Genomic DNA, 25,111 nt, shown 5'->3' on the forward strand with positions numbered 1-25,111 from the left:
GGGTGGGGGGAAGGCGAGGTGGAGGGCGCAGTAGGCGAGGAGGAGGGCGGCGAGGGCGATCGCCGCCCAGTCGAGCCAGCGGAGGGCCGAACCGGTGGCGCGGTCGTGGGTGAGCGCGGGGAGCGCCAGCAGCAGCGTGAGCACGCTCAGCGCCGCCGCCACATGCGTGCCGCGGTAGCGGTCCGCCGCGCGGCCCGTCCAGAAGTCGGGCGCGCCCAGCGACCGCAGCGCCGCCGGATCGATCGGCCGCTCGCCGGACGCCTCGGCCGGCCCCGCTGGCCCCGCCGCCGGGCCGTCCACCTGGTACGCCTCGTAGGCCCGCCAGGTCTTCCGGGAGAGCAGCCACAGCCCTGCCACCACCAGCGCCGGAACCAGCGCGCCGAACGCCAGGCGGACGCCCGCGGCCGGCCCCGCGAAGGGCTCCAGCCAGGCCCGACCGCGGGTGCACGCGCTGTCCGCCCCGCACTGCCAGGCGGCGAGATCCATCGTCACCTCGGCGACGGAGAGCGTGAAGAGCGCCGTCAGCGAGAGCCCCAGCACCCGCAGCAGCCAGTCGTGCACCGCCGAGGCGGTGCGGAAGCCGCTCGCCGCCAGCTCCTCCGCGCGCGACGGCGGCCGGGGCCGCATCCAGAAGGCGATGTTGACGAAGAGGAACGGCACCAGCAGCAGCCACAGCACCCGCGAGCCCGAGCCGGACGTCAACTGGCCCCAGACGTAGGCCTCCCGGACCGGCCCCTCGACGTCGGGCGGCGGCGCGCCGTCCGCCGCGTCCTGCTCGCCGGTGACGCGGTAGAGCGCGGCGACGTCGTCGCCCTCGATGCGCACCACCTCGGGCGTGCCCAGCATCCCGGCCGCGGTGGCACCGCCGACGCCGTGCACCCGCAGCTCGACCTCGGCCGCACCGCTGCTGCTGCCGCCGCCGGCCGCCGCACCGGCCGTTCCGCTCCCGTCCCTGGCGTTCCTGGCGTCCCTTCCGTCCCTGCCACTTCTGCCGTTCGTGCCGTTCGTGCCGTCCATACGGCTGCCCCCCGAGTTGCCCTATTACGGCTGACGATAGGGCGGGAAGCCTTCCGTCGACAGGCATCTGACGACGATTCACACGTTCGTGCGAGGCGCGCAAAAACGCCGGGGGCGCGGAGCAATTGCTCCGCGCCCCCGGCGCCTCACGAAACGAACGCGGAATCAACCCGCGTCCGGCGGAATCAACCCGCCTTCGCCGGTGCCATGGTGTCGACGATGCTCGGGTTCTTCTTCATCCAGTTCCGCACGCCCTGCATGACCTTGCCCTGCCCGGCGTCCTGGATCGACGCCTCCAGCGAGGACAGCTGGGGCTCCGTCATGCGGAAGTCCTGCAGCCACTTGGTGACCGTCGGATTCGACTTGGCGAAGTTCTTGTTGGCGACGTTGTAGATGGAGTCGCCCTTGCCCCACAGACCCTTCGGGTCCGACAGCTTGGTCATCGAGAACTTGCTGTACGCCCAGTGCGGCGTCCACAGCACGACGGCGACCGGCTTCTTCTGCGCGTAGTCGCGCTTCAGCTCCGCCAGCATGCCCGCGGTGGAACCGCTGACCAGCTTGTACTCCTTGTCCAGGCCGTAGCCGGGGAGCACCTTGGACTTCAGCAGGCCCATCTCGCCGGCGCCCGGCTCAATGCCGATGATCTTGCCGCCGAACTCCTTGGACTTGCCCTTCAGGTCCGCCATCGTCTTCACGCCCTTGACGTAGGACGGGACGGAGACCTCCAGCGACGTCTGGTCGAACCACTTGCCTTCCTTGTCCAGCTTGGACCCGTACTGCTTCCAGTACGCCGCGTGCGTCGTCGGCAGCCAGGCGTCCGTCAGGAAGTCGAAGTTGCCGCGCGACAGGCCGGTGAAGCCGGCACCCGCGTCGTAGGTGTTGTTGGTGACCTTGTAACCGCGGTCCTCCAGGACCGCCTGCCACAGCGCGGCGGTGGCGATGGACTCGTCCCAGCCGTTGAACCCGCCGACGCGGACGCTGGCGCCCTTGCCGACGTTGACCTTCTGGCCCGGCAGCGGCGTGAACTTGTCGAGCACGCCCGGGTTCTTCTTCATCCAGTCCTGCACGCCCTTGGCCGTCTGGCCCTGGCCGGCGTCCTGGATCGAGGCCTCCAGCGAGGAGAGCTGGCTCTCCGTCATGTGGAAGTTCTTCATCCACTGGCTGACCTGCGGCAGCTTGCTGTCGCTGGTCTTGTTGGCCAGGTTGTGGATGGAGTCGCCCTTGCCCCACAGGCCCTTCGGGTCCGACAGCTTGGTCATCTGGTACTTGCTGTACGCCCAGTGCGGGGTCCAGAGCACCACGGCGACCGGCTTCTTCTGCGCGTAGTCGCGCTTCAGCTCCGCCAGCATGCCCGCCGTCGAGCCGCTCACCAGCTGGTACTCCTTGTCCAGGCCGTAGCCCGGGAGGACCTTGGACTTCAGCAGGCCCATCTCGCCGGCGCCCGGCTCAATGCCGATGATCTTGCCGCCGAACTCCTTGGACTTGCCCTTCAGGTCCGCCATCGTCTTCACGCCCTTGACGTAGGACGGGACGGAGACCTCCAGCGACGTCTGGTCGTACCACTTGCCCAGGTCGGTGTAGTTCTTGCCGTACTGCTTCATGTACGACGCGTGCGTCGTCGGCAGCCAGGCGTCCGTCAGGTAGTCGATGGAGCCGGTGGACAGGCCGGTGAACGCCGCACCCGGGTCGAAGGTGTTGACCGAGGCCTTGAAGCCGCGGGCGTCCAGCATCGCCTTCCAGAGGTTGGCCGAGGCGATGGACTCGTCCCAGTTGAACGAGCCGATCTTGACGGCCTGGCCCTTGCCGACGTTCGCCGACGCGGTCGGCGCGGTGCCGCCGGACGAGGAGCCGTTGCCGCCGAAGAGGCCGAGCCCGCCGGCGACCAGCGCCAGGATGACGACGCCGGCGACGCCGACCGCGGGGCGCGGCCGGTAGTGGATGACGCCCAGGCCGTGCACGGAGGCGCGCAGCTTGGCGAGCGCCCGGCGGCCCAGCGGGGAGACCTGGTCGCCCAGGGCGCCGGTGATGCGGTCCAGGAAGATGGCCAGGATGACCACCGAGACGCCGCCCTCGAAGCCGAGGCCGATGTTCACCTGCGAGATCGCCCCGTAGACGACCTTGCCCAGGCCGTCGGCGCCGACCATGCCGCCGATGACGACCATCGACAGCGCCAGCATGATGACCTGGTTGACACCGGCCATGATGGTCGGCAGCGCCAGCGGCAGCTGGACGCGCAGCAGCGTCTTGCCGGGCGGGGTGCCGAACGCGTCGGCGGCCTCGACCAGTTCCTCGTCGACCTGCCGGATGCCCAGCTCGGTCATGCGGACGCCGACCGGCATCGCGAAGACGATGGTGGCGATGACCGCGGGGACGGTGCCCAGCGAGAAGAAGATGATCGCGGGGATCAGGTAGACGAACGCCGGCAGCGTCTGCATCACGTCCAGGATCGGACGGATGACGGCGCTGGTCGCGCGCTTGCGGGCGGCCCAGATGCCGATCGGTACGGCGAGCACGATGGCCACCGCGCCGGCCACCACCGTCAGGGCCAGCGACTGCATCGCCGCGTCCCACTGCTGGATCGAGTCGATCAGCGCGAAGCCGACGTAGGTGAGGACGCCGGCGAGCAGGCCGCGCATCCAGAAGGCGATGACGGCGAGGATGCCGGCCATCAGCAGCGGGGTGGGCCCGCCCAGGACCCACTCCACGCCGTTGTACATGCCGTTGACGACGGTGGAGATGAAGTCGAAGAACGGCCCGATGTGCGTGGTGAGCCAGTTGACGACGTCCTCGGCCCACTGCCCGAGGGTGATCCTAGGCACCGGTGGCCTCCTTCAGATCGGCCGCGGCGCCTTCGGTGGCGCTGTCCTCCGGCTCCGCGGCCGCCCCGGCGCCCTCGTGGACGAGGGTGACGACGGTCTCGGGCTGGTCGCCGAGCGCGGCGAGCAGCGTGACGCGGGGGATGACGCCGGTGAGGCGGCCCTGGCCGTCCACCACCGCGAGCGGCAGCTTGGTCTGGGACGCCGGGGTGAGCAGTTCGGAGAGCGGGGTGTCGGCGTGCGTGGTGACCATCTCGGTCTCCATCAGGTCCCGGACGGTGCCCTCGCCGTAGCGGAGCGCCTCGGTCACCTTCTCCTCGGTGACCGTGCCGACCAGCTTGCGGCCCCGCTCGACGACGAAGGCCGCGGAGGCCTGGTCGGTGCGCAGGGTGCGCATGGCGGCGCGCGGGCCGTCGTTGGGGCTCACCATCACGCGCGGCTCCTCCATGATGGAGGCCGCGGTGAGCACCCGGGAGCGGTCCACGTCCTGCACGAAGCTGGCGACGTAGTCGTTCGCGGGGTCGACCAGGATGTCCTCGGCCGTGCCGACCTGGACGATCTTGCCGTCGCGCATCACCGCGATGCGGTCGCCGAGGCGCATGGCCTCGTTGAGGTCGTGGGTGATGAAGACGATGGTCTTGTGCAGCCGCTGCTGCAGCTCCAGCAGCTGGTCCTGCATGTCCCGGCGGATCAGCGGGTCGAGCGCGGAGAACGACTCGTCCATCAGCAGCAGGTCGGCGTCGGTGGCCAGCGCGCGGGCCAGGCCGACGCGCTGCTGCATGCCGCCCGACAGCTCGTCCGGCCAGTGCTTCTCCCAGCCCTCCAGGCCGACGAGGCCGAGGGCCTCGGTCGCCTTCGCCTCGCGCTCCTTGCGCGGCTTGCCCTGGACCTCCAGGCCGTAGGCCGCGTTCTCCAGCACGCTGCGGTGCGGGAAGAGCGCGAAGTGCTGGAAGACCATGCTGATCTGACGGGAGCGCAGGTCGCGCAGGGCCTTCGCGGGCATGGACGTGAGGTCCTTGCCGTCGAACAGCACCCTGCCCGAGGTGGGCTCCAGAAGACCGTTCAGCATCCGCAGCAGCGTGGACTTTCCGGAACCGGAGAGGCCCATCACCACAAAGATCTCGCCCTCGTTGACCTCGAACGAGGCGTCGATGACGGCCGCGGTCGTGCCTTCCTCGCGCAGCTGATCGCGATCGGTTCCGCCCTTGAGTCGGCGGACTCCCTCTTCGGCTTTTCTGCCGAAGACCTTGTACACATGCTCGGCCACAAGCTTGGACACGCGCACCCCTCGGGGTTGGGGACAGTACAGAACCTGGGCCGGACGGCGCTGCCCGGCGCATCGGTGCGGGCTGCCGCGTCATGGGTGCGGCAGCGGGCCCGCTGCGATCGGTTCCTTGCGAACCTAACGACCGGTGGCGTTCGAAACCGAACGGCGAAAGTTCAAGGGGGCCGCGCCGGAATCCGGCTCAACGACGGCGCCTACCCGACGGTCTCCACAGGGAAAACAAGACGGCGGCGACCGACACCGTTTCTCAACATTCACGGTCGACGGGCGCGCCAACTGTCCGGACTTGTCCGGATATTCGCGAAGACTTCGCGGGTAGCCGCGCCCCCACGGAGTGCAATCAGGTCGCCGGGGGCCGGAAAATGCCTTCGGATACAAGGCCTCACCCACTACGACGAGATGTCCGGAATCTTCGGTTTCACGCGCGGTTTCATCGTGACTGAAACGCAACCTTCGAGTGCCCAACCCGTTGGCCTTCGGATCTTGACGGATCGCGGCACGCACGCTAATGAGGCCGGACGTGTCGGTGGGCTGCGGCATGATGCCGATGTGACGACAGCCCGCCTGATGCTCCTCGACACCGCGTCCCTCTACTTCCGCGCCTACTACGGGGTGCCCGATTCGCTGCGCGCGCCGGACGGCACACCGGTCAACGCCGTCCGCGGCCTGCTCGACTTCATCTCCCGCCTGGTCGCCGACCACGCCCCCACCCACCTGGTGGCCTGCATGGACGCCGACTGGCGGCCGCAGTGGCGGGTCGACCTGGTGCCCTCCTACAAGGCGCACCGGGTGGCCGAGGAGTCCGCGGCGGCCGGCGGCTCCGAGGAGGAGGTGCCCGACACCCTCTCCCCGCAGGTCCCGGTCATCGAGCAGGTGCTGGACGCGCTCGGCATCGCTCGCGCCGGCGTCCCCGACTACGAGGCCGACGACGTCATCGCCGCCTACGCCGCCCACCCGGCGCGGGCCGGCGCCGGCGCGGACGCCGCCGTCGACGTCGTCACCGGCGACCGCGACCTGTTCCAGCTGGTCGACGACGCGCGCGCGGTCCGCGTCCTCTACCCGGTGCGCGGCGTCGGAACGCTGCAGCTCACCGACGAGGCGGTGCTCAAGGAGAAGTACGGCGTGCCGGACGGCCCGGGCTACGCCGATCTGGCGCTGCTGCGCGGCGACCCCAGCGACGGCCTGCCCGGCGTCCCCGGGGTCGGCGAGAAGACGGCGCTCAAGCTGCTGGACGCGCACGGCGGCACCGTCGCCGGCGTCCTCGCCGCGGTCGACGAGCCCGGCTCCGGCCTGACGAAGACCCAGCGCGCCAAGCTCGACGCGGCCCGCGACTACCTGGCACGCGCCGAACGCGTCGTCAAGACCGCCTCCGACGCGCCCGTCCCGGCCCTCGACGCGGCCCTCCCGCACGCCGCCGCCCACCCGCAGGAGCTCGCCGCCCTCGCCACCCGATGGGGCCTCGGCGGCTCCCTCGACCGCCTGCTGACCACCCTGGCGCACCCCCGCGCGGATTCCGCGGGCTGAAGGCACGTCAGACCTCTTGCGGCCGCTGTAGCCTGACGACCCACAGGGGACGGCTGCCGACGCGACACGGGGGGCGTGGCGGATGAGCATCGGGGACGTGCTGAAGCGCGCCGGGCTGGAGGCCAGCCCCGAGGGCGAGGACGGCTCCCGGTTCTCCGTCCTGGGCCTCGTCGGCCTCGCCGCCGGCGGCATGATCGGCTCGGGCTGGCTGCTGGGGGCGGTCGGCCAGCAGCCCCTCGGAATCGCCGCCCTCTGGGCCTGGGTTCTGGGCGGCGCCCTCATCCTGGTGCTCGCCGCGGTGATGGTGGAGCTGGGCACGGCCGCGCCGCGCAGCGGTGGCCTGATCTTCCTTCCCCTGCAGAGCAGCGGCCCGCTGCTGGCCACGGTGGTGGCCACGGCGCTGTGGCTCTTCTACGCCCTCAACGCCGCCGTCGAGGCCGTGGCCATGACGACGGCGCTGGCCGCCGCGCTGCACCTGCAGTCCGCGCTGTTGGACGCCAAGGGGCTGACCGTCCGGGGCGAGCTGTGCTCGATCTTCTTCATGGCGGTCATCTCCGCGGTGAACCTGCTCGGGATGAAGTCCTTCATCTGGATCACCAATGTGCTGACGCTGTTCAAGATCGTCGTCCCGCTGCTGGTCGTCGGGCTGCTGTTCGGACACGGCTTCCACTTCGCCAGCGTGACGACCGGTCAGGAGGACACGGTCGGCGAGCTCGGCCGGGCCTGGCCGGCGGTGGTCGGCGGCAGCGTGCTCTTCGCCTACATCGGATTCCAGGGACCGCTCGACTTCGCCGGGGACATCAAGCGGAGGCGGCTGAGCGAGGCCACCCGGCTGCGCCGGGCGGTCTTCGGGGCCCTGATCGGCACCATAGTGCTGTATGTGCTCGTCCAGTTCGCCGTGCTGGGACACCGGTACGGGATCCCGGCGGGGGCCGGCGACGCCCGGACCGAGGCGACGCTGGCCCATCTGCTTCCCTGGGGCGGCACCGTGTTCCTGGTCGACGCCGTGCTCGCCCCGTTCGGCGCCGGCCTGGTCTTCGTCCGGGTGCTCAGCCGCGAGGTCGCCGCGCTGAGCAGCGCCCACCTCGCGCACCGCGGGCTTCGGACGCTGCGGGCCAGCCGGATCACGCTGCCGGGCCGCGCCGTCCACGAGGCCTACTGGGTGGTGCTGCTGGTCAACTTCGTCATCAGCTGCGCCGCGCTGCTGCTCCTGCACGGCAACTGGCTGCGGATCGCCACGACCATCGGCATCCTCGCCCTGATCGTCTACGCCGTGCCCGGCGTCGTGCTCGTCGCACTGCGCGACGCCCTCCAGGCGAACAGGCCCAGATCGGCGCGGCGCTTGCGCTGGCGCAACATCCTGGCGCGGGCGGGGTTCCTGGCGGTCGCGCTCGTCCTGTTCCGGGTGTCGATCCAGCAGCTGGCCTACGCCATGGCGGCGCTCGCCGCGGGCAGCGCCCTGCTGCTGGTGCTCCCCGCGCTGTCCAGGGGCCGGCTCCCGTTCTCGGACCGGCTGTTCGCCTGGTACGAGGCCCAGCCGCACGCCGAGCGCTTCCTGCGGTGGCGCACCGAGCCGGCCGTCTGGACCGTCGGCACGCTCGTCGCCTACCTGGGCGGGCTCACCCTGGCGGCCTTCGTCCGGGGCCGCTGGGCGGACCACGGCATCAGGGAACTCGGGCTGGGACTGGCTGTCCTGGCCATGGCCGCGGTGGCGTTCGAACTGCTGGTCCGCCAGTCGCGGATGCACCTCGCGCGGGAGGCGCCCACGCTCCCGGTCCCCCGCCCGGCCATCGACGCCTGATCACGCGGCGGAGCGCTCTCAGACGTGCGCCGGGGCCTCCAGCCTGCGGATCGCGTCCTCCCGGCCTCCGACGTCGTACCAGCGGCCGACGGTCATCCGCAGCAGATCGGCGAGCTTCTGGTCGCCCAGCGCGCCGCCCTGCAGCCGTCGCACGACCACGGCCACGTCCTCGGCGGTCACCACCAGTTCGTTCTCGAGATAACGCTCCAGCAGTTCCTCGCTCACCCTGGGACGGCTGGCGCACAGCAGGTCGGCGACCTCCGCGACGACCACGGCCCAGGAGCGGTCGGGGCGATGGGCCTGCGCGGGATCGGCGAGCTCGCGCAGGGCCAGCTTGACGGCGCTCGACCCCCTGGGCAGGGCGTTGAGGTAGTCGACGAGGACGCCGGTGGCTCCGGGCTCCTCGGCGAAGACCTGGGCGGCGAGCCGCTCGGCCACGGTCTGCGCCGCCTTCCACCAGTCCTGCCGACCGGTGACCTTGGCGAGCAGATCCGCCGTCTCCCGGCCCGTCCGGCCCGCGACGTGCTCGGCTGCGGCGATCCACAGCAGCCGGTTGTAGTCCGCGTCCGCGTGCCCTTCGACCAGATCGTCGACCTCCCCCATCGACAGCGGCCCAGGGGCCGCCCGCCCGCGCCCCGCCACGATGTCCGCCAGCAGGGCCGGCGTGGTCCGGGCGAGCACGCCGGAACCCTGCCACCAGGTGATGATGTTGCGGAGCCGGCCGCGGGTCTGACCGGACGCCACACGCCGGCGGACGGCATCGAAGCGCTGGGGATGCTCCGCCTGGATCTCGGCGCACAGCCGGACGAGGTTGTCCTCGCTCCACTTCCGGCACACATGGTCGAGGAGGTGCTCGGAGCTGTTGGGGCTCACCCCCAGCAGCGCGGCCACCAGAACGATGGTGTCCGCCCTGGTCGCCTTCTTCTCCAACTCGCCGTCGATCCACCGCTCCAGCACCGGATCGCTGGGGCTCAGCTCGTGCAGGGCGCCGACCAGGTCGTCGGGCTGCTCCGCAGACAGGTCCGGGGCGTGTCGCGCGCCCTCCCCGACGATCGCGTCGAGCGTCTCGCGCAGCAGGATGCCGGCCGCCGACGTGCAATCGTCCTTCTGCTCCGCCACCAGGGTGATGTAGAGCAGCGCCTTGTCGATGTTCCGGCGGCCCGACTTCGGATGGGCGAAGGAGTGGACCAGCTCGTCGACCAGCTTCGGATGATCGCTGCCGCGGAGCAGACGGACGATGTCGGCGATGTCCGGAATCGGTCGCTGCCGGGCGATGTCCCGGATGATGTCCTTGGTCAACTGCGAGCCCGGCGCATCCGCCTCACCGGGGTCCGTCAGATCGAGCTTGCGGACCAGCTCCGCGGCCTCCCGGACGCTCCGGCAGATCGCGGCCGTGGCCAGGACGTTGATGGCGTCCCGGTACGACAGATGGTGCTCCCGCGCCGCATCGATCAGGCGGTCGATACTGTTGCGCAGCGCGAAGGTGCCCAGCAACCTGATCACCGTGACGGCGCGCCCCTGGTGGCGGATCCGCTCGATCAGCCTCTTGAGCTCCGCGGGCTCGCACTCCGAGACCACCTGGGCCAGGGCGTAGAGCTCGGCGTCGAATCTGTTCCCCGGACGATCCGGCTCCGCGTCGTCGCTCATCCAGCCTGGGCCCGGTCAAGGGTGATCACATAGCGGGCCAGCGCGTCCGGCGCGTTGCGGAAGGTCCGGAACGCGCGGTCGGCGACGGCCTGCGCGCGGCTCTGCCAGCGCTCGTCCCGGTTGGCCGACAGGCGCGCCACCACCTCGCCGGTCTTGTCCGCGTCCCGCAGCAGGTCTTCGAGGTCGCACTCCGCGTCCCGGAGCAGGGTGGCGACCCACTGGTCCGGATCGACCGGGTTGCCGGGGCGCGGCCGGCGGTCGGCCGGATCCATCCGGTTGGTGGCGAGCACATACTTCTCGTGCGCGTCGTTGAGGAGCATCCGGGGTTCGTGGTGCGCCTGGTCGCACCCCGCCATCGACTGCTCCACGGCGTCCCGCAGGAGGCCGAGGGTGAGGTGGCTGTGGTAGTCGTCGGTGCCCCGGCGCAGCACGTCGAGCAGGTGCCCGCTGAACGGGGTGCAGCCCGCCAGGCCGTCCGAGAGGCTCGGGCAGCCGTTCGGGTCGGCGAGCGAGTCGCTGCCCTTCACCGCCGTCAGCAGGCAGGTGCCCTTGCCCTGGCCGATGACGCCGAGGCTGCCGGCCTCGGGTCGGCCGCCGAGGCTCTTGAGCTGGTTGGAGTAGCAGCAGTCGGCGATCAGGACCTTCATCCGGGCCTTCGACTGCCGCATCACCCGGTAGACATACCAACTGGACAGCCAGGTCCATGGTTTGCGCTGATGGGAGGAGCCGACGGCGAAATGAACCTCGGCGTCGGGGACGTCCTTCCACAAGGCGCCGTGCCCGACGTAGACGACGACCAGGACGTCCTGGTGGGTGGCGCGGTCGGCCTCCTCCTCGAGGGCGGTCATCACGCCGTTGGGTGTGCGCACCTCATCGGCGGTCAGGACGCGGCAGCCGCCGCCGTCCTGCCGCCACAGCGGGTCCGAATCGAGCACAAGGCCGAAGTGCCGGGCGCTTTCTCCGATCTCGGAGTAGCTCACGATCCCCGACTCCCGGGGGTAGTCACCGGAGCCGATCACCACTGCCCGGAAGGCCATGTCACTCCTCCGCGTTCCTGCCCTCGGCCGGGTCGTCCGGCACCTCCGCCGTCTCGACGGCGGTCTCCGGCGGGTCGAGTCGGGCGCTGCGCCACTGCTCGACCCGGCGCTTGACCAGGGCCGCGAGGTAGTCGTAGGACTTTTCGGCGGTCTTGGTGAGGACGACGGTCAGCAGGATCTCGACGACGCCTCCGCTGAGGTCGGGGCCGCCGTCGACCTCCTCCGCCCGCCAGTCGAGCTCGGTGGCCTGCTTCAGGTCGACCAGCAGCTCGTCGGAGTCGTCCAACCCCAGCGGTCCCCTGAGCCGGACCGAGATCCTTGTTGCCACACCCGCCCCCGAGGAGAAGTCGCACGGTGCTGCCGCCAACCGAGAGTATCCCGAGCGGCTGCTGGGGCGTCAACGCCCGAAGTCGGTTGCGGGGCGGGCCGCCTGAGGGGCCGCTACTCCCCCGTCTCGCCGTCGATCGACTCGCGGAGCAGGTCGGCGTGGCCGTTGTGGCGGGCGTACTCCTCGATCATGTGGCAGACGATCCAGCGCAGCGACGGGGTGAGGCCGTCCGGCCAGGAGCGGCGGGCCGGGCGGGACATGCCGCCGTCGGCGAGGGCGTCGGCGGTGAGGGCGCGGGAGCGCTCGACGGCGGCGCTCCAGAGGGTGCGCAGCGCGTCGGGGCCGTCGGCGGCGGCCGAGGTCCACTCCCAGTCCGGCTCGGCCTCCCAGTCCACCGCCGCGAAGGGCGCGGCGCGGTCCAGGCCGTGCAGGTAGTGGCCGAACCAGTGGTCCTCGACGAACGCCATGTGCTTCAGCAGCCCGCCCAGTGTCATCGAGGAGGACGCGGTGGTCGCCCGGAACGCCGCCGCGTCCAGGCCGCGGCACTTCCACTCCAGGGTCTGCCGCTGGTAGTCGAGGAAGCCCAGCAGCGTCCCCGTCTCGTCCACCGCGACCGGCGGCTCGGTGCGGCCCTGCTCGTCAATGATCGCCATGCCCGCGCAGCCTACGTCACCGCCCCCGCGCGGGCGGGGGCGGTGACGGCGGTGACGGCCCGCCGGGGCGTCAGACCGAGCGCTGGTAGGAGCGGAAGGTCAGCACGGAGAGCGCCACCGCGGCGACGGCCAGCGCCGCCAGCGCGCCCAGCCGCCAGGCGACACCGGGCCAGTCGGGGTGCGCGGCGAGGGCCAGCCGTCCGGAGCGCACCGCCCAGTCGACCGGGTTGCAGGCGGCGATGTGCCGCATCCAGGACGGCATCAGCGTCGGCGCCATGAACGCCGAGGAGAGGAAGGTCAGTGGCAGCATCAGGAAGACGTTGACGCCGATGATCGCCTCGCGTTCCCGCACGGTCATCCCGATCGCGTTGGACATCCCGCCGAAGACCGTGCCGACCAGCACGGACGCGGCCACCACCACGGCGATCCCGGCGGCCCCGCCCGGGTAGTGGGCGCCGCCCACCCTGCCGAGCACCAGGATGATCGCGGTCTGCGCCGCGGTGGTCACCGCCATCTCCGCGACGGTCGCCGTCATCAGCGCCACCCGGCTGGTCGGGGCGGTGAGGAAGCGGTCCAGGGTGCCGCGCTGGATCTCCTCCATCGCGCCCATGCCCGCCCACATCGCGCCGTTCATGGCGTTCATCGCCACCACGCCCGGCACCAGGAAGTCCAGGTAGTTGCCGGAGCCGAACCCGGGCAGGTCCACGATCTTCTTGAAGAGCTGCCCGAAGAGGAACATCCAGATCACCGGTTGGACGAGGCCCACCCCGACGAACGCCGGCTGCCGCAGCACCGCCCGCAGGCGACGCCCCGTCAGGTACCGGCCGTGGGTGAAGACCGTGCCCATCTCCGCGGTCGCCATCAGACCGCCACCTCCTCGTGGTGCTGCTCGGCCGGGGTCTCGTCCTCCGCCGCCTCCGCGGCGTAGCGGCGGCCGGTGACCCGCAGATAGACGTCGTCCAGCGAGGGCCGGGCGACCGTGACGGACGCGGCGGGCGCCCCCGCCGCCTGCAGCGCGGCGAGCACCGCCGGCACCGCGGCGGCCCCGTCGTCGGCGCGGGCGCTCACCCCGCGGCTCCCGACGCCGCGCACCTCCCGGGTGCCGGGGACGGCGGCCACCACCCGGCAGGCCTCCCGGAGGTCGGCGGACGGGCCGAGTTCGAGGTGCACCGCGTCGCCGCGCAGCGCCCCCTTCAGCTCGTCCGGGGTGCCCTCGGCGACCACCTTGCCGCGGTCGACGACGGCGATCCGGCCGCCGCCGCCGGCGAGCCGGTCGGCCTCCTCCAGGTAATGGGTGGTCAGCAGGACGGTGACGCCCTCCTCCCGGGCCAGCCGGGAGATCTCCGCCCACATCGCGGCGCGCGCCTCGGGGTCGAGGCCGGTGGTGGGCTCGTCCAGGAAGAGGATGCGGGGCCGGTGCACCAGCCCGAGCGCCACGTCCAGGCGGCGCTGCATGCCCCCGGAGTAGGTGTCGGCGCGGCGGCCGGCCGCCTCGGTGAGCAGGAACCGCTCCAGCAGCGCGTCGGCGCGGGCGCGGGCGTCCCGGCCGCTCAGCCCGTGCAGCCGGGCCTGGAGCACCAGGTTCTCCCGCCCGGTGGCGACCGGGTCGACGCCGGAGCGCTGGGCGACGACGCCGATGGCACGGCGCACCGCGTCGGGCCGCCGGGCCACGTCGTTGCCGGCGACGACGGCGCGGCCGGCGTCCGGGCGGGCCAGCGTGGTGAGGATCTTGACGGTGGTGGACTTGCCGGCCCCGTTGGGGCCGAGCAGGCCCAGCACGGTGCCGGGCGCGACGCTCAGGTCGAGCCCGTCGAGGGCGCGCACCGGGGCGCTGCCGCGCGGGGTGTAGGTCTTGACGAGTCCTCGGGCGAGGATCTCGCCGTCACTGGTGGAAGGCATGGGTGGGTGACCCGCCCTTTCTGCGAGCTGTGGCGCAGGCGCGGACGGGTACGCTGGTCGCACGGCGCCGGCCTGCCGGTGTCGGGCCCCGGGCGGTGCTCCAGATCTTGGCGGAGAGGTGCACCGTGCCGGGGGTTTCTCGTTCTCGCTGCGCTCAGTCGGTGGCGGCGCCCCCCTCGGCCTGGTGCCGGAGCTCGGCGCGCATCCACGGGCGGTCGGCCCATTCGGGCGGGAACTCGTGGACGGCGTGCATCCGCCGCCAGGCGTCGATCTCCAGGACGCCCTTGTCGGCGTCCTCCAGGACGCCGCGGCACCACTGGGCCTCGGCGCGCTTCATGGCGAGCGCGTACTCGGTCTCCAGGAGCAGCACCCGGGGCAGCTGCTGACGCTCGGCCAGCTCCCGCACGGCGGCCTCCTCGGAGGCGATCGCCACCTCCAGGACGGCGAGCCGCCCGGCGATCAGGTCCATCGCCTCGTCGGGCGGCAGCACTCCGATCAGGGAGAGGGCGGCCTCGAAGCCCGGGTACTCCTTGACGGGCTCGCCGAGCAACCGGCGGAGCCGCTCCTGGAGTTCCTCGCGCCCGTCGTCGGTGATCCGGTAGACGGTCCGCTCGGGCCGCTTCCCGGCGCGGTCGGTGCCGGCGCTCTCCACCAGCCCGGCCTCGGCGAGGCGCGCGACGACGGTGTAGAGGGAGCCCCAGCGGATCTTGATGCTGCCGTCCTTGCCGCGCCGCCGCATCAGCCGGGCGATCTCGTACGGATGCATCGGCCGCTCGTACAGCGTGGCCAGCACGGCCAGCGCCAGCGGACTCGCACCCGCCCTGCTGGTGGCCATCGGCCCACCGCCCTTCGTCTCGCTTACTCGTGAGCGAGTATATCGCGAGGCAAGGCGACGTCAAGCTATATCGCGTCTAGGCAGGAGGCCGCGCCCCCAGGGGCGCGGGGAACCGCGCGAGTCCCCCCGGGGGACCCGCGGCGTGCGGAGGACCGTTCAGACAGTGGCGGTGTAGGCGATGACCCCGCGATGCAGCGCATCGCTCGCCTTGCGGGCCGTCGCCCGGACGGTGCCGCCCTCCGGGGCGGCGTCGCCGATCTGACCGAGGACGTCGATCAGCTGGCGCGTCCAGCGGACGAAGTCGCCGGCCGGCATGTCGGCGTCGCGCAGCACCTTCTCCAGCGAGTGGCCGCTCGCCCAGCGGAACGCCGGCCAGGCGAAGCCGAGGTCCGGCTCGCGCTGGAAGTCGAGGTGGTTGTCCTTCTCCAACTCGTCCAGCCGGCCCCACATCCGGACCATCTCGCCCAGCACCCGCCGCGGCGCGCCGTCCGGCAGCCGCGGCGGCAGGGTGTCGTCGGCCTGCCGGGACTCGAAGACCAGCGCCGACGCGCACGCGGCGAGCTCGGCCGGGGTGAGGCCCTCCCACAGCTCGTCGCGCAGGCACTCGGCCGCCAGCAGGTCCAACTCGCCGTAGAGGCGGGCCAGTCGGCGGCCCTCCGGCGTCACCCGGTCGCCGTCCAGGTAGCCCAGCACGTCCAGCACCGTGCAGACCCGGTCGAAGGTGCGGGCGATGGTGTGGGTGCGGCTGCGCATCGTGGAGACCAGCTTGTCGGTGTCCCGCTTCAGCCGGTAGTAGCGCTCGCCCCAGCGGGCGTGGTCCTCGCGCTCCGAGCAGCCGTGGCAGGGGTGCGAGCGGATCTCCCGGCGCAGCCGCTGGATCTCCTCGTCCTCCCCGGCCCCGGAGTGGCCGCCGCGGCGGCGGTGCCGGTCCGGCTCCAGGTGGCCGGCCTTGGTGCGCAGCGCGGACGCCAGGTCCCGACGCGACTGCGGGGAGCGGGCGTTGAACGACTTGGGGATGCGCAGCTTCTCCAGCGCCTTCACCGGGACCGGGAAGTCCACCGTCGCCAGCCGCTTCACCTGCCGCTCGGCGGTGAGCACCAGCGGCCGCGGGCCTTCCGCGTACTCCAGCCCGCGCGGCCCGCCCGGCGCCCCGTGATTGCCGCGCGGCCGGCCCGCGCCGGCCGGCAGCCCGGGGTCGAGGACGACGGCGAGCCCGGCGTACTTGCCCGTCGGGACGAAGACCACGTCGCCCTGGCGCAGCTTCTCCAGCGAGGTGACGGCCGCCAGGCGGGCCTGCGCCGCGCCCTGCTTGGCGAGCGAGGACTCCCGGTCCTTCAGCTCGCGCCGCAGCCCGGCGTACTCCTCGAAGTCGCCCAGGTGGCAGGTCATCGCCTCCCGGTAGCCGTCCAGGCCCTCCTGATTGCGCTTCACCCGGCGGGTCAGCCCGACCACCGAGCGGTCCGCCTGGAACTGCGCGAAGGAGGTCTCCAGCAGCTCCCGCGACTTGCGCCGGCCGAACTGGTCGACCAGGTTGACGGCCATGTTGTAGGAGGGCGAGAAGGAGGAGCGCAGCGGGTAGGTGCGGGTGCCGGCGAGGCCGGCCAGCGCCTTGGGGTCGAGGTTGGGCTGCCAGAGCACCACCGCGTGGCCCTCGACATCGATGCCGCGCCGCCCGGCGCGCCCGGTCAGCTGGGTGTACTCGCCGGGGGTGACGTCGGCGTGGGTCTCGCCGTTCCACTTCACCAGCTTCTCCATCACCACCGACCGGGCGGGCATGTTGATGCCCAGCGCCAGCGTCTCGGTGGCGAAGACGGCCTTCACCAGGCCCTGCACGAACAGCTCCTCCACCACCTCCTTGAAGGTGGGGAGCATGCCGGCGTGGTGCGCGGCGAAGCCCCGCTCCAGGGCGTCCGCCCACTCGAAGTAGCCCAGGACGTGGAGGTCCTCGTCGGGGATGGCGGCGGTGCGCTCCTCGACCAGCGCGCGCACCCGGGCCCGCTCGCTGTCGTCGTTGAGCCGCAGGCCGGAGTAGACGCACTGCTCCACCGCGGCCTGGCAGCCGGCCCGGCTGAAGATGAAGGTGATGGCGGGCAGCAGCGCCGCCTGGTCGAGCCGGTCGATCACCTCGACCCGGGACGGGGTGTAGGTGCGGCGCTGCCCGCTCGGGCCGCCGCGGCCCCGGCGCCGCCGGTCGTAGCCGCCGCGCCGGCCGCCGCCCTGCTGGAACTCGGCGCGGGCCAGCCGCACCAGCTCCTGGTTCACCTCGAGGTGCCGCTCGTCGGTGTAGAGGTCGTAGAGGCGGGGCCCGGCGAGCACGTGCTGCCACAGCGGGATGGGGCGGTGCTCCGAGACGATGACGGCGGTGTCGCCGCGCACCGTGTCCAGCCAGTCGCCGAACTCCTCGGCGTTGGAGACGGTCGCCGAGAGCGAGACCAGGGTGACCGACTCGGGGAGGTGGATGATGACCTCCTCCCACACCGCGCCGCGGAAGCGGTCGGAGAGGTAGTGCACCTCGTCCATGACCACATGGCCCAGGCCCTCCAGCGTGGGCGAGCCCGCGTAGAGCATGTTGCGGAGCACCTCGGTGGTCATCACCACCACCGGCGCCTCGCCGTTGATGCTGTTGTCCCCGGTGAGCAGGCCGACCTTGTCGGCGCCGTAGCGCTTCACCAGGTCCGCGTACTTCTGGTTGGAGAGCGCCTTGATCGGCGTGGTGTAGAAGCACTTGCGGCCCTCGTTCAGGGCCAGGTGGACCGCGAACTCGCCGACGATGGTCTTGCCCGACCCGGTGGGCGCGGCGACGAGCACGCCGCGGCCGTCCTCGAGCGCCTTGCAGGCCTCGACCTGGAACGGATCGAACGGGAAGTCGTACAGCTCCCGGAAGCCGTAGAGCGCGGTGGCCTGTTCCTTACGGAGCCGCCGCGCCTGCGCATAGCGCTCGGCGGGACTGGTGGCATCAGCAGACATGTCGTTCCCGAGCGTACCGCCCGCGGAGTCGATCTCCGCGGGGTTTTCTCCTCCGCGCCCCCCGGCTCACCGCCGCGGAGGGCGCGGGCGCGGGAGGCGGCTGCGTCAGGTGATGTCGTCGTTGTCGTCGTAGTCGGAGCGGCGCGGCGCCGGCAGCTCCTCCGGGCCCTCCAGCTCCGAGGCGCGGACCTCCTCGACGGCGGTGACGGATCCGGTGCCGCCGCCCTCGATGGCCGTCAGGTCGTCGCCGTCGTCCATGTAGCTGCTGATGTCGGCGGCCTCGTCGTCGTCCAGCTCGCTGTCCGGGTTGTTGCGCTCCTTGCGCTTGTCGTTGGCGAGCGCGACGAAGGTGGCGGCGAAGTAGAGGACGCAGAGCGGGGCGGCGAGCGCGGTCATGGTGAACGGGTCGCCGGTGGGGGTGGCGACGGCCGCGAAGACGAAGATCAGCACGACGGCGCCGCGCCACCAGCGCAGCAGGCGCTTGCCCTTGAGGATGCCGATGAAGTTCAGCAGCACCAGCAGCACGGGGATCTCGAACGCGATGCCGAAGACCAGCGAGAGCCGGATGATGAAGTCGAGGTAGTCCGGCGCCAGGATCTGGGTGGAGAAGTAGCTGCTGTTGAAGCTGAGCAGGATGTGCAGCGCCTTGGGCAGCAGCCAGTAGGCGAGGCCGACGCCGGCGAGGAAGAGCGGGACGCCGGCGGCGACGAAGCCGAGTCCGTACTTCTTCTCCTTGGAGTACAGGCCGGGCGCGATGAAGCCCCACACCTGGTAGCTCCACACCGGGCAGGCCAGGATGACTCCGACCATCAGCGAGATCTTGAACTTGAAGGCGAGGCCGCCCATGATCCCGCTCATCACCAGCGAGCCGTTGCCGCACTCGCTCCGGCTGGACGCGCCGATGCCGTGCACGCTGTGGATGTCGCAGAGCGGATCGGCGAGCTGGTGGATGATCCAGTCGGAGAAGACCCAGCCCACGACCGCCGTGATGATCACCGCGATGACCGACTTGATCAGCCGGTTGCGCAGCTCGCGCAGGTGATCGGCGAGGGGCATGCGCCCCTCCGGATCCTTCGGCGGCTTCTTGCTCTGCCGCGCCTGAGTGTCGCTCACCGTCGGGTCAGGCCTCTTGTGTGTCGGGATCGGGCAGGGTTAAGGCGATGGCCGGGCGGACGGCGGGCCGTCAGCTCTCGACCTTGTCCTTCTCACCGACGGGGCGGGCCTCGGAGACGTCGCCGGGGGCGGCCTGGATCGTCTTGGGCGACTCGGTGGTGGCCGTCTGCTCCGCCTTGCCGTCCTCGTCGGACTTGCCGTCCTTCTTCATGGCGGCGGTCTCGGACTTGAGGATGCGGGCGGACTTGCCCAGCGAGCGGGCCATGTCCGGAAGCTTCTTGGCCCCGAAGAGCAGCACAATGATCAGGGCAATGATCAAGATCTCGTAGCCGCGGAGCGCCATGGTGCTACCTACCTCTTCGTCGCGTTCAGGCCGGGGGCGGGGCGGACCGGTCTTGCGGGCCATGCTACGCCGATCACCGAGCGTACTTGGCGGATGGGCGCGGGACGAGACCCCGGGGGCAACAACCGCTTTCGAAAAGGCGGACGAATGATTACAGGTCGGACAACTCCCGCTCCGTGCGGCCCACCGGGCCCGCGAGGTCGCGGGCGTCCGAGGCGACCCGCGCGGACGCCGCCCCGACCGCGTCGAAGGCCGCGCCCGCGGCCTCGTCCGCACTCCGCAGCGCCAGCCGCGCGCGGCGCAGCAGCACGCCGAGGACGGCGCACCCCAGCAGCAGTGAGACCGCGCACACCGTCAGGACGACCATGGAGGCAGCCTAGCGGGGCGCGAGCCCGATCTCGGCGACGCCGTTGCCGGTGAGCAGTTCGACGATCCGCTCGCCGGCCGGCTTGCGCACGGGCTCGCCGCAGTCCGGGCAGGTGAAGGCGTAGAAGGTGCGGGAGCGGGTGCGGGCGAGCCGCACCTCCCCCGATTCCAGATGGGCCCGGCCGCCGCAGTGCGGGCAACCGACGCGGAACACCGTCACCGATGTCCTCCTCGCTGGCTCGAGAACCGGACGCCCCCGCCCGCCCCTTCCGGGGAATGCTGCCCCATTGCCTATCAGCTCTCCCCGTACGCCGCCAGCGCGCGTTCGGCCACCTCCCGCACCTCGTCCGCCAGTTCGGGCGGCGAGACGACGCGGCCGTCCGCGCCGAGGCGCAGCGCCAGCTTGCGCAGATTCGCCGGCTCGGCCGCCCGCAGGGTGATCCGCAGGCCGCCGTCGGGCAGCTCCTCGGCCGCGTCGTGGGCGAAGTACTCCGTCACCCAGCGGCCGCCGGGGCCCACCTCCAGGACGACCACCGGGTCGTCCTCGGCGGGCTGCACCAGGCCGGCCGCGTAGTCCGGCAGATCGCGCAGCCGCACCGGCGGCGGATCGGCCGGGGTCTCCAGCACCTTGATCTCCACCACCCGGTCGAGGCGGAACAGCCGCCGCTCCTCGGCCCGGCGGCAGAAGCCCTCCAGATAGGTGTGGCCGACCGTCACCAGGCGGATCGGGTCGACCTCGCGCTCGGTGATCTCGTCGCGGCCGTAGGAGTAGTAGCGCAGCCACAGCCGGCGGCGCTCCGAGAGCGCCCGGTCGGCCTCGGCGAAGGCGCTGCCCTCGGCCTCGAAGGTGACGTTGAGCCGGGAGCTGCCGGAGGCGGCGTCGCCGGCCGCGGTCTCCAGCTTGGCGACCGCGCGGGCCAGCGCCTCCCGGTCGCCGCGGCGCAGGCCGGGCAGGTCGGCGACGGCGCGGGCGGCCACCAGCAGGGCGGTGGCCTCGTCGGCGGCGATCCGCAGCGGGCGGGCGACGGTGTCCGCGGCGTCGGCGTTGTGCCACCAGATGCGCTCGCCGTCGGTGTCGATGTCCAGCAGGTCGCCGCCGCGGAAGCTGGTGCCGCACATCGGCAGCACCGCGAGGTCGCCCATCAGCTCGGCCTCGGTGATGTTGAAGGCGCGGGCAACCTCGGCGACCCGGGCGCCCGGCCGCTCGCGCAGGTAGGTCACCAGGGACAGCAGCCGGCGGGTCTGGTCGATGGCGTTGCTCATGCGGTTTCCGCTCCCTTGACGCCGGCGGCGGCGCGCAGATGGGCCAGGACCTCGGCCCGCAGCTCCTCGGGGCCGAGGACGAGGACGTCCGCCCCGAACTCGGCGAGGTCCGCGGCGAGGCCGTGCCCGTAGGGGAGTTCGACCTCGTCCCACTCCCCCTCGGCGCTCTTCTCGGCGAGCGCCTTGGTGCGCAGCGGCCAGCCGACGCCGCGGCGCAGCCGCACCCGGGCGGTGGCGGTGGCGCCCTCGCCGGCGAACCGCGCCACGTGCTCGCGGACGTCGACGTGCGCGGGCACCTCGGCGGTGAAGCCGCCGGAGCGGGTGCGGACCTGGCCGACGATCCGGCTCAGCTTGAAGACCCGCGCGTCCTCCCGGTCGCGGTCGAAGCCGGCCAGGTACCAGTGGCCGTGCCAGCACTCCAGCGCCCACGGCTCCACGGTGCGGGTGCCCGGCTCGGGCGCGCCGGAGCGGCGGTAGGCGAAGGTGACGGGGCGCCGCTCGCGGGCGGCGAGCATCAGCTTGTCGAAGGACGGCTCGTGGGCGGGGATGCGGGGCTCCAGCACGGTGGCCCGCCCCTCCTCCTCGCGGGCCGGACTCCCCTCCGCGGCGCCGCCGTTGTTGCCGAACGCCCCCGCGGCGCGCAGCTTCTGCAGCGCCCCGCTGGCCGCTCCGGCGAGCCGGGCCTGCTGCCAGACGCGGGCGGCCAGCGCCAGCGCCGCGGCCTCCTCGGCCGCCAGGGCGAGCTCGGGGAGGCGGTTGGAGGCGCGCTTGGCGAGGTAGCCGGTCTCGCCGTCGAGGGGGCTCTCGCCCGTCTCGATGACCAGGCCCAGCTCCCGCAGGTCCTCCTTGTCGCGCTCGAACATGCGGTTGAAGGCCGCCTCGTCGGCGCCTCCCGGCCCGCCGTCCAGCGACGCGTACGCCTCGATGGACGCGCGCAGCTCGCGCTTGCTCAGCGGCCGCCGCGCGTTCATCAGACACAGCGCCAGGTTCATCAGGCGCTCTGCCTTGGGGATCGCCATCTCCCGCCCTTCCCACCCTCGCCGTCGAACTCCTGATGAACCTACACGGTGGAGCGGGGCGGCGCGGCCAACGTCGCAGGAACGCAGCGGGCCCCGCGCCGCAACGGCGCGGGGCCCGCAGGCGGTCGTCCCGGATCAGACCGCGATCAGGTCCACCACGAAGATCAGCGTCTCGCCGGGCTTGATCCGCCCGCCCGCGCCCTGGTCGCCGTAGGCGAGGTGCGGCGGGATGATCAGCTGCCGGCGGCCGCCGACCTTCATGCCCTGCACGCCCCGGTCCCAGCCGGCGATGACCTGGCCGGCGCCGAGCTGGAACTGCAGCGGCTTGCCGCGGTTCCAGCTGGCGTCGAACTCCTCGCCGGTGGAGAAGGAGACTCCCACGTAGTGGACCGAGACGGCCGCACCGGCGCGGGCCTCCGCGCCGTCGCCCTCCCAGAGGTCCTTCACCTCGAGCTCGGCCGGCGGCTCGCCGCCCGGGAAGTCCACCATCGGCTTCTCGATGTCCATCTGCCTCATTCCTCGTCAAATAGCTGTGTCGACAGGCGGATGATTCTGTCAGACCCGCCGGACCGGTCGGCGACCGCCTTCCGGCGGAGCGTCAGAACGCGGCGACGATGTCCACCACGAAGACGAGGTCGTGGCCGGCCGCGGCGTTCTGCGCGCTGGTCTTGGCCCCGTAGGCGTCCTTCTTCGGGATCTCGACGAGCACGCGCGAGCCGACCTTCTGGCCCACCAGGGCGTTGTCCCAGCCCTTGATGACCGCGCCGGTGCCGATCTGGAAGGCCGTGGCCCCGCCGTGCTTCCACGAGGAGTCGAAGACCTTGTTGGTGTCCCAGGTGGTGCCGGTGTACTGCGTCACCAGGGCCTGGCCCTTCTGGACCGCGGCGCCCTTGCCCTGGATGAGCACCTGCGTCTTGAGGCCGCTCAGCGACTTCGGCGTCTTCGGGATGGTGAAGGAGGCGATCTTCTTCGGGTCGGCCTTCATGCCCGTCGTCGGGTCCTGCACCAGCTTCGCGGCCTGGGACGGCACCTTGGCGGTGGCCATGCCCGCCGACGGGGCGGCCTGGGTGCCCTTCACCTCGTCCGTCGCCGGGGTCTTGTCGGAGGCGTAGACGTCGAAGACGTAGTCGATGACGTCCGTGGCCTTCAGGCCCACCTGCTGGTACTGCTGCGGGAACAGGTCCTTGGCGGTGTCCTGCACCAGCACCCGGCTGCCGGCCTTCTGCCCGGCCAGCGCCTTCACCGCGGCGTCGGAGTAGAACGGGCCGCTGGCCTGCGAGGCGCCGATCTGGGTGACCGCCTGCAGCTTGGGGTTCTTGGGGCTGTAGGTGGAGATCAGCGCCTTGCCGTCGCCGTACTTCAGCGCCATGCCGGAGACCCGGATGTTGTCGCCGTCGGCCAGCGTCGCGCCGGAGCCCTGCTTGACGGTCTTGACCACCTGGTTGGTGGCCGCCTTCTTCTTGGCGTCGGAGGTGACCTTCGGCGCCTGCCCGAACGCCCCGGAGACGGCTGCGACCGCGCCGTTGGGCTTCGAGGCGTCGGACGAGGACTTGGACGAGCCCGAGCCGCACGCGGCGACACCGACGAGCAGGGCGGGAACCGCGAGCGCGACGGCGCCGCGGCGGACGTTCTTGGTGAGAGTCATAGGTCCAACTGGGAGTCCGGAGATGGAGGGGCGACCGCCACTCTACGTGCTCGTAGCCTCGGAGCGGCGAGGATGCCGCAACGCGCGAGGCGGGCCGTCAATGCGGCCCGCCCCGTGTCACCGGTTCCGGTGAAACTCCGAGGTGAGGCGTCCGCGGTGGGACACCTCACATCCCCGCGATCAGCTTGTCCACCCGGTCGTCCTCGCTGCGGAACGGGTCCTTGCAGAGCACCGTGCGCTGCGCCTGGTCGTTGAGCTTCAGATGCACCCAGTCGACGGTGAAGTCGCGGCGCTGCTCCTGCGCCCGGCGGATGAAGTCGCCGCGCAGCCGGGCCCGGGTGGTCTGCGGGGGCACCGACTTCGCCTCGAAGATCTTCAGATCGCTGGTGACCCGCTTCGCCCGCCCCTTGTTCTGCAGCAGGTAGAAGAGGCCGCGGCGGCGGTGGATGTCGTGGTAGGCGAGGTCCATCTGCGCCACCCGCGGATGCGACATGCTGATGCCGTTCCGCTCCCGGTAGCGCTCGATCAACTGGTACTTCATCACCCAGTCGATCTCCTCGCCGACCGAGGCGAGGTCGCCGGAGCGGATCGCGGAGAGCGTCCGGCCCCACAGCTCCAGCACCTGGTCGACCATGCCGGTGCGCAGCCCGCGGCGGTCGACGAACTCCACGGCGCGCTCGTAGTACTCCTGCTGGATGTCGAGGGCGCCCGCCTCCCGGCCGTTGGCGAGCCGCACCTTGCGCTGCCCGGTCAGGTCGTGGCTCACCTCGCGGATCGCCCGGATCGGGTTCTCCAGCGTCAGGTCCCGTATCACCGTGCCCGACTCGATCATGCGGAGCACCAGGTCGGTGGCGCCGACCTTGAGCATGGTGGTGGTCTCCGACATGTTGGAGTCGCCGACGATGACGTGCAGGCGGCGGTAGCGCTCGGCGTCGGCGTGCGGCTCGTCCCGGGTGTTGATGATGGGGCGGGAGCGGGTGGTCGCCGAGCTGACGCCCTCCCAGATGTGCTCGGCCCGCTGGCTGACGCAGTAGACCGCGCCCCGCGGGGTCTGCAGCACCTTGCCGGCGCCGCAGATCAGCTGCCGGGTCACCAGGAACGGGATGAGCACGTCGGCGAGGCGCGAGAACTCGCCGTGCCGCGCCACCAGGTAGTTCTCGTGGCAGCCGTAGGAGTTGCCGGCCGAGTCGGTGTTGTTCTTGAACAGGTAGACGTCGCCGGCGATGCCCTCCTCGTGCAGGCGCCGCTCGGCGTCCACCAGCAGGCCCTCGAGGATCCGCTCCCCGGCCTTGTCGTGGGTGACGAGCTCGGTGACGTTGTCGCACTCCGGCGTCGCGTACTCCGGGTGGCTGCCGACGTCCAGATACAGTCGCGCCCCGTTGCGCAGGAAGACATTGCTGCTGCGCCCCCACGACACGACCCGGCGGAAGAGGTAGCGCGCCACCTCGTCCGGCGACAGACGGCGCTGACCCCGGAACGTGCAGGTGACGCCGTACTCGTTCTCCAACCCGAAAATGCGGCGGTCCATGGTTGAACAGTACGCTCGCGACGCC

At 71.9% G+C, this 25,111-nt stretch carries 21 protein-coding genes and 1 pseudogene; 2 read left to right on the forward strand and 20 right to left on the reverse strand.

Features of this window, described 5'->3' with window-relative positions:
* The 3 genes and pseudogenes from BIV57_RS05835 to BIV57_RS05845 form a co-directional block, all read right to left on the reverse strand.
* Positions 1-1,017, reverse strand: a pseudogene (locus BIV57_RS05835) (hypothetical protein); the annotation flags it as partial.
* A 185-nt stretch (positions 1,018-1,202) separates the two neighbouring features.
* Positions 1,203-3,836 (reverse strand): ABC transporter permease/substrate binding protein, encoded by a 2,634-nt coding sequence (locus BIV57_RS05840; protein ID WP_071655578.1) that lies wholly within the window; start codon positions 3,834-3,836, stop codon positions 1,203-1,205.
* Entirely contained in the window at positions 3,829-5,112 is a 1,284-nt protein-coding gene (locus BIV57_RS05845; protein WP_071655579.1) for a quaternary amine ABC transporter ATP-binding protein, read from the reverse strand. The genes BIV57_RS05840 and BIV57_RS05845 overlap by 8 nt, the downstream gene beginning before the upstream one ends.
* A gap of 573 nt (positions 5,113-5,685) precedes the next feature.
* Here BIV57_RS05845 and BIV57_RS05850 point away from each other — a divergent pair.
* A complete protein-coding gene (locus tag BIV57_RS05850) occupies positions 5,686-6,642 on the forward strand; it encodes a 5'-3' exonuclease (protein ID WP_071655580.1) in 957 nt (318 codons plus the stop codon).
* An 82-nt stretch (positions 6,643-6,724) separates the two neighbouring features.
* Complete coding sequence (locus BIV57_RS05855; RefSeq protein WP_071655581.1) at positions 6,725-8,443, forward strand: APC family permease; 1,719 nt, start codon at positions 6,725-6,727, stop codon at positions 8,441-8,443.
* Between the two features lie 18 nt (positions 8,444-8,461).
* On the opposite strand, the gene BIV57_RS05860 is transcribed toward BIV57_RS05855, so the two are convergent.
* From BIV57_RS05860 to pafA, 17 genes are all read right to left on the reverse strand, one after another.
* On the reverse strand, positions 8,462-10,090 hold the full coding sequence (locus BIV57_RS05860; RefSeq protein ID WP_071655582.1) for a hypothetical protein: 1,629 nt from the start codon (positions 10,088-10,090) through the stop codon (positions 8,462-8,464).
* On the reverse strand, positions 10,087-11,127 hold the full coding sequence (locus tag BIV57_RS05865) for a caspase family protein (RefSeq protein ID WP_071655583.1): 1,041 nt from the start codon (positions 11,125-11,127) through the stop codon (positions 10,087-10,089). Before BIV57_RS05865 ends, BIV57_RS05860 begins: the two co-directional genes overlap by 4 nt.
* A gap of 1 nt (position 11,128) precedes the next feature.
* A complete protein-coding gene (locus tag BIV57_RS05870; RefSeq protein ID WP_071655584.1) occupies positions 11,129-11,413 on the reverse strand; it encodes a hypothetical protein in 285 nt (94 codons plus the stop codon).
* A 155-nt stretch (positions 11,414-11,568) separates the two neighbouring features.
* Entirely contained in the window at positions 11,569-12,108 is a 540-nt protein-coding gene (locus tag BIV57_RS05875; protein WP_071655585.1) for a DinB family protein, read from the reverse strand.
* A 70-nt stretch (positions 12,109-12,178) separates the two neighbouring features.
* On the reverse strand, positions 12,179-12,955 hold the full coding sequence (locus BIV57_RS05880; RefSeq protein ID WP_071655632.1) for an ABC transporter permease: 777 nt from the start codon (positions 12,953-12,955) through the stop codon (positions 12,179-12,181).
* Between the two features lie 14 nt (positions 12,956-12,969).
* Positions 12,970-14,007, reverse strand: coding sequence for an ABC transporter ATP-binding protein (locus BIV57_RS05885; protein ID WP_071655586.1), 1,038 nt, complete (start codon positions 14,005-14,007; stop codon positions 12,970-12,972).
* A 154-nt stretch (positions 14,008-14,161) separates the two neighbouring features.
* Positions 14,162-14,842 carry a PadR family transcriptional regulator gene (locus BIV57_RS05890; RefSeq protein WP_071655587.1) on the reverse strand — a complete coding sequence of 227 codons (681 nt, stop codon included), beginning with the start codon at positions 14,840-14,842 and terminating at the stop codon, positions 14,162-14,164.
* A gap of 156 nt (positions 14,843-14,998) precedes the next feature.
* Positions 14,999-17,809 (reverse strand): DEAD/DEAH box helicase, encoded by a 2,811-nt coding sequence (locus tag BIV57_RS05895; RefSeq protein ID WP_071655588.1) that lies wholly within the window; start codon positions 17,807-17,809, stop codon positions 14,999-15,001.
* A 105-nt stretch (positions 17,810-17,914) separates the two neighbouring features.
* Positions 17,915-18,865 (reverse strand): twin-arginine translocase subunit TatC, encoded by a 951-nt coding sequence (gene tatC / locus BIV57_RS05900; RefSeq protein ID WP_071655589.1) that lies wholly within the window; start codon positions 18,863-18,865, stop codon positions 17,915-17,917.
* A 127-nt stretch (positions 18,866-18,992) separates the two neighbouring features.
* A complete protein-coding gene (tatA, locus tag BIV57_RS05905; RefSeq protein WP_071655590.1) occupies positions 18,993-19,265 on the reverse strand; it encodes a Sec-independent protein translocase subunit TatA in 273 nt (90 codons plus the stop codon).
* A 151-nt stretch (positions 19,266-19,416) separates the two neighbouring features.
* On the reverse strand, positions 19,417-19,632 hold the full coding sequence (locus BIV57_RS05910; RefSeq protein ID WP_071655591.1) for a hypothetical protein: 216 nt from the start codon (positions 19,630-19,632) through the stop codon (positions 19,417-19,419).
* Positions 19,633-19,641: 9 nt separating this feature from the next.
* A complete protein-coding gene (locus tag BIV57_RS05915) occupies positions 19,642-19,851 on the reverse strand; it encodes a DUF8054 domain-containing protein (protein ID WP_071655592.1) in 210 nt (69 codons plus the stop codon).
* Between the two features lie 74 nt (positions 19,852-19,925).
* Positions 19,926-20,894 carry a helix-turn-helix transcriptional regulator gene (locus BIV57_RS05920; protein WP_071655593.1) on the reverse strand — a complete coding sequence of 323 codons (969 nt, stop codon included), beginning with the start codon at positions 20,892-20,894 and terminating at the stop codon, positions 19,926-19,928.
* Positions 20,891-21,913, reverse strand: a complete 1,023-nt coding sequence (locus BIV57_RS05925; RefSeq protein ID WP_071655594.1) for a helix-turn-helix transcriptional regulator — start codon at positions 21,911-21,913, stop codon at positions 20,891-20,893. The genes BIV57_RS05920 and BIV57_RS05925 overlap by 4 nt, the downstream gene beginning before the upstream one ends.
* A 135-nt stretch (positions 21,914-22,048) precedes the next feature.
* Positions 22,049-22,420, reverse strand: a complete 372-nt coding sequence (locus tag BIV57_RS05930) for an FKBP-type peptidyl-prolyl cis-trans isomerase (RefSeq protein WP_071655595.1) — start codon at positions 22,418-22,420, stop codon at positions 22,049-22,051.
* Between the two features lie 91 nt (positions 22,421-22,511).
* Entirely contained in the window at positions 22,512-23,558 is a 1,047-nt protein-coding gene (locus BIV57_RS05935; RefSeq protein ID WP_071655596.1) for an FKBP-type peptidyl-prolyl cis-trans isomerase, read from the reverse strand.
* A gap of 166 nt (positions 23,559-23,724) precedes the next feature.
* Positions 23,725-25,086 carry a Pup--protein ligase gene (gene pafA / locus BIV57_RS05940; protein WP_071655597.1) on the reverse strand — a complete coding sequence of 454 codons (1,362 nt, stop codon included), beginning with the start codon at positions 25,084-25,086 and terminating at the stop codon, positions 23,725-23,727.
* Positions 25,087-25,111 lie beyond the last annotated feature (25 nt).

The sequence above is a fragment of the Mangrovactinospora gilvigrisea genome (assembly GCF_001879105.1).
GTDB lineage: Bacteria > Actinomycetota > Actinomycetes > Streptomycetales > Streptomycetaceae > Mangrovactinospora > Mangrovactinospora gilvigrisea.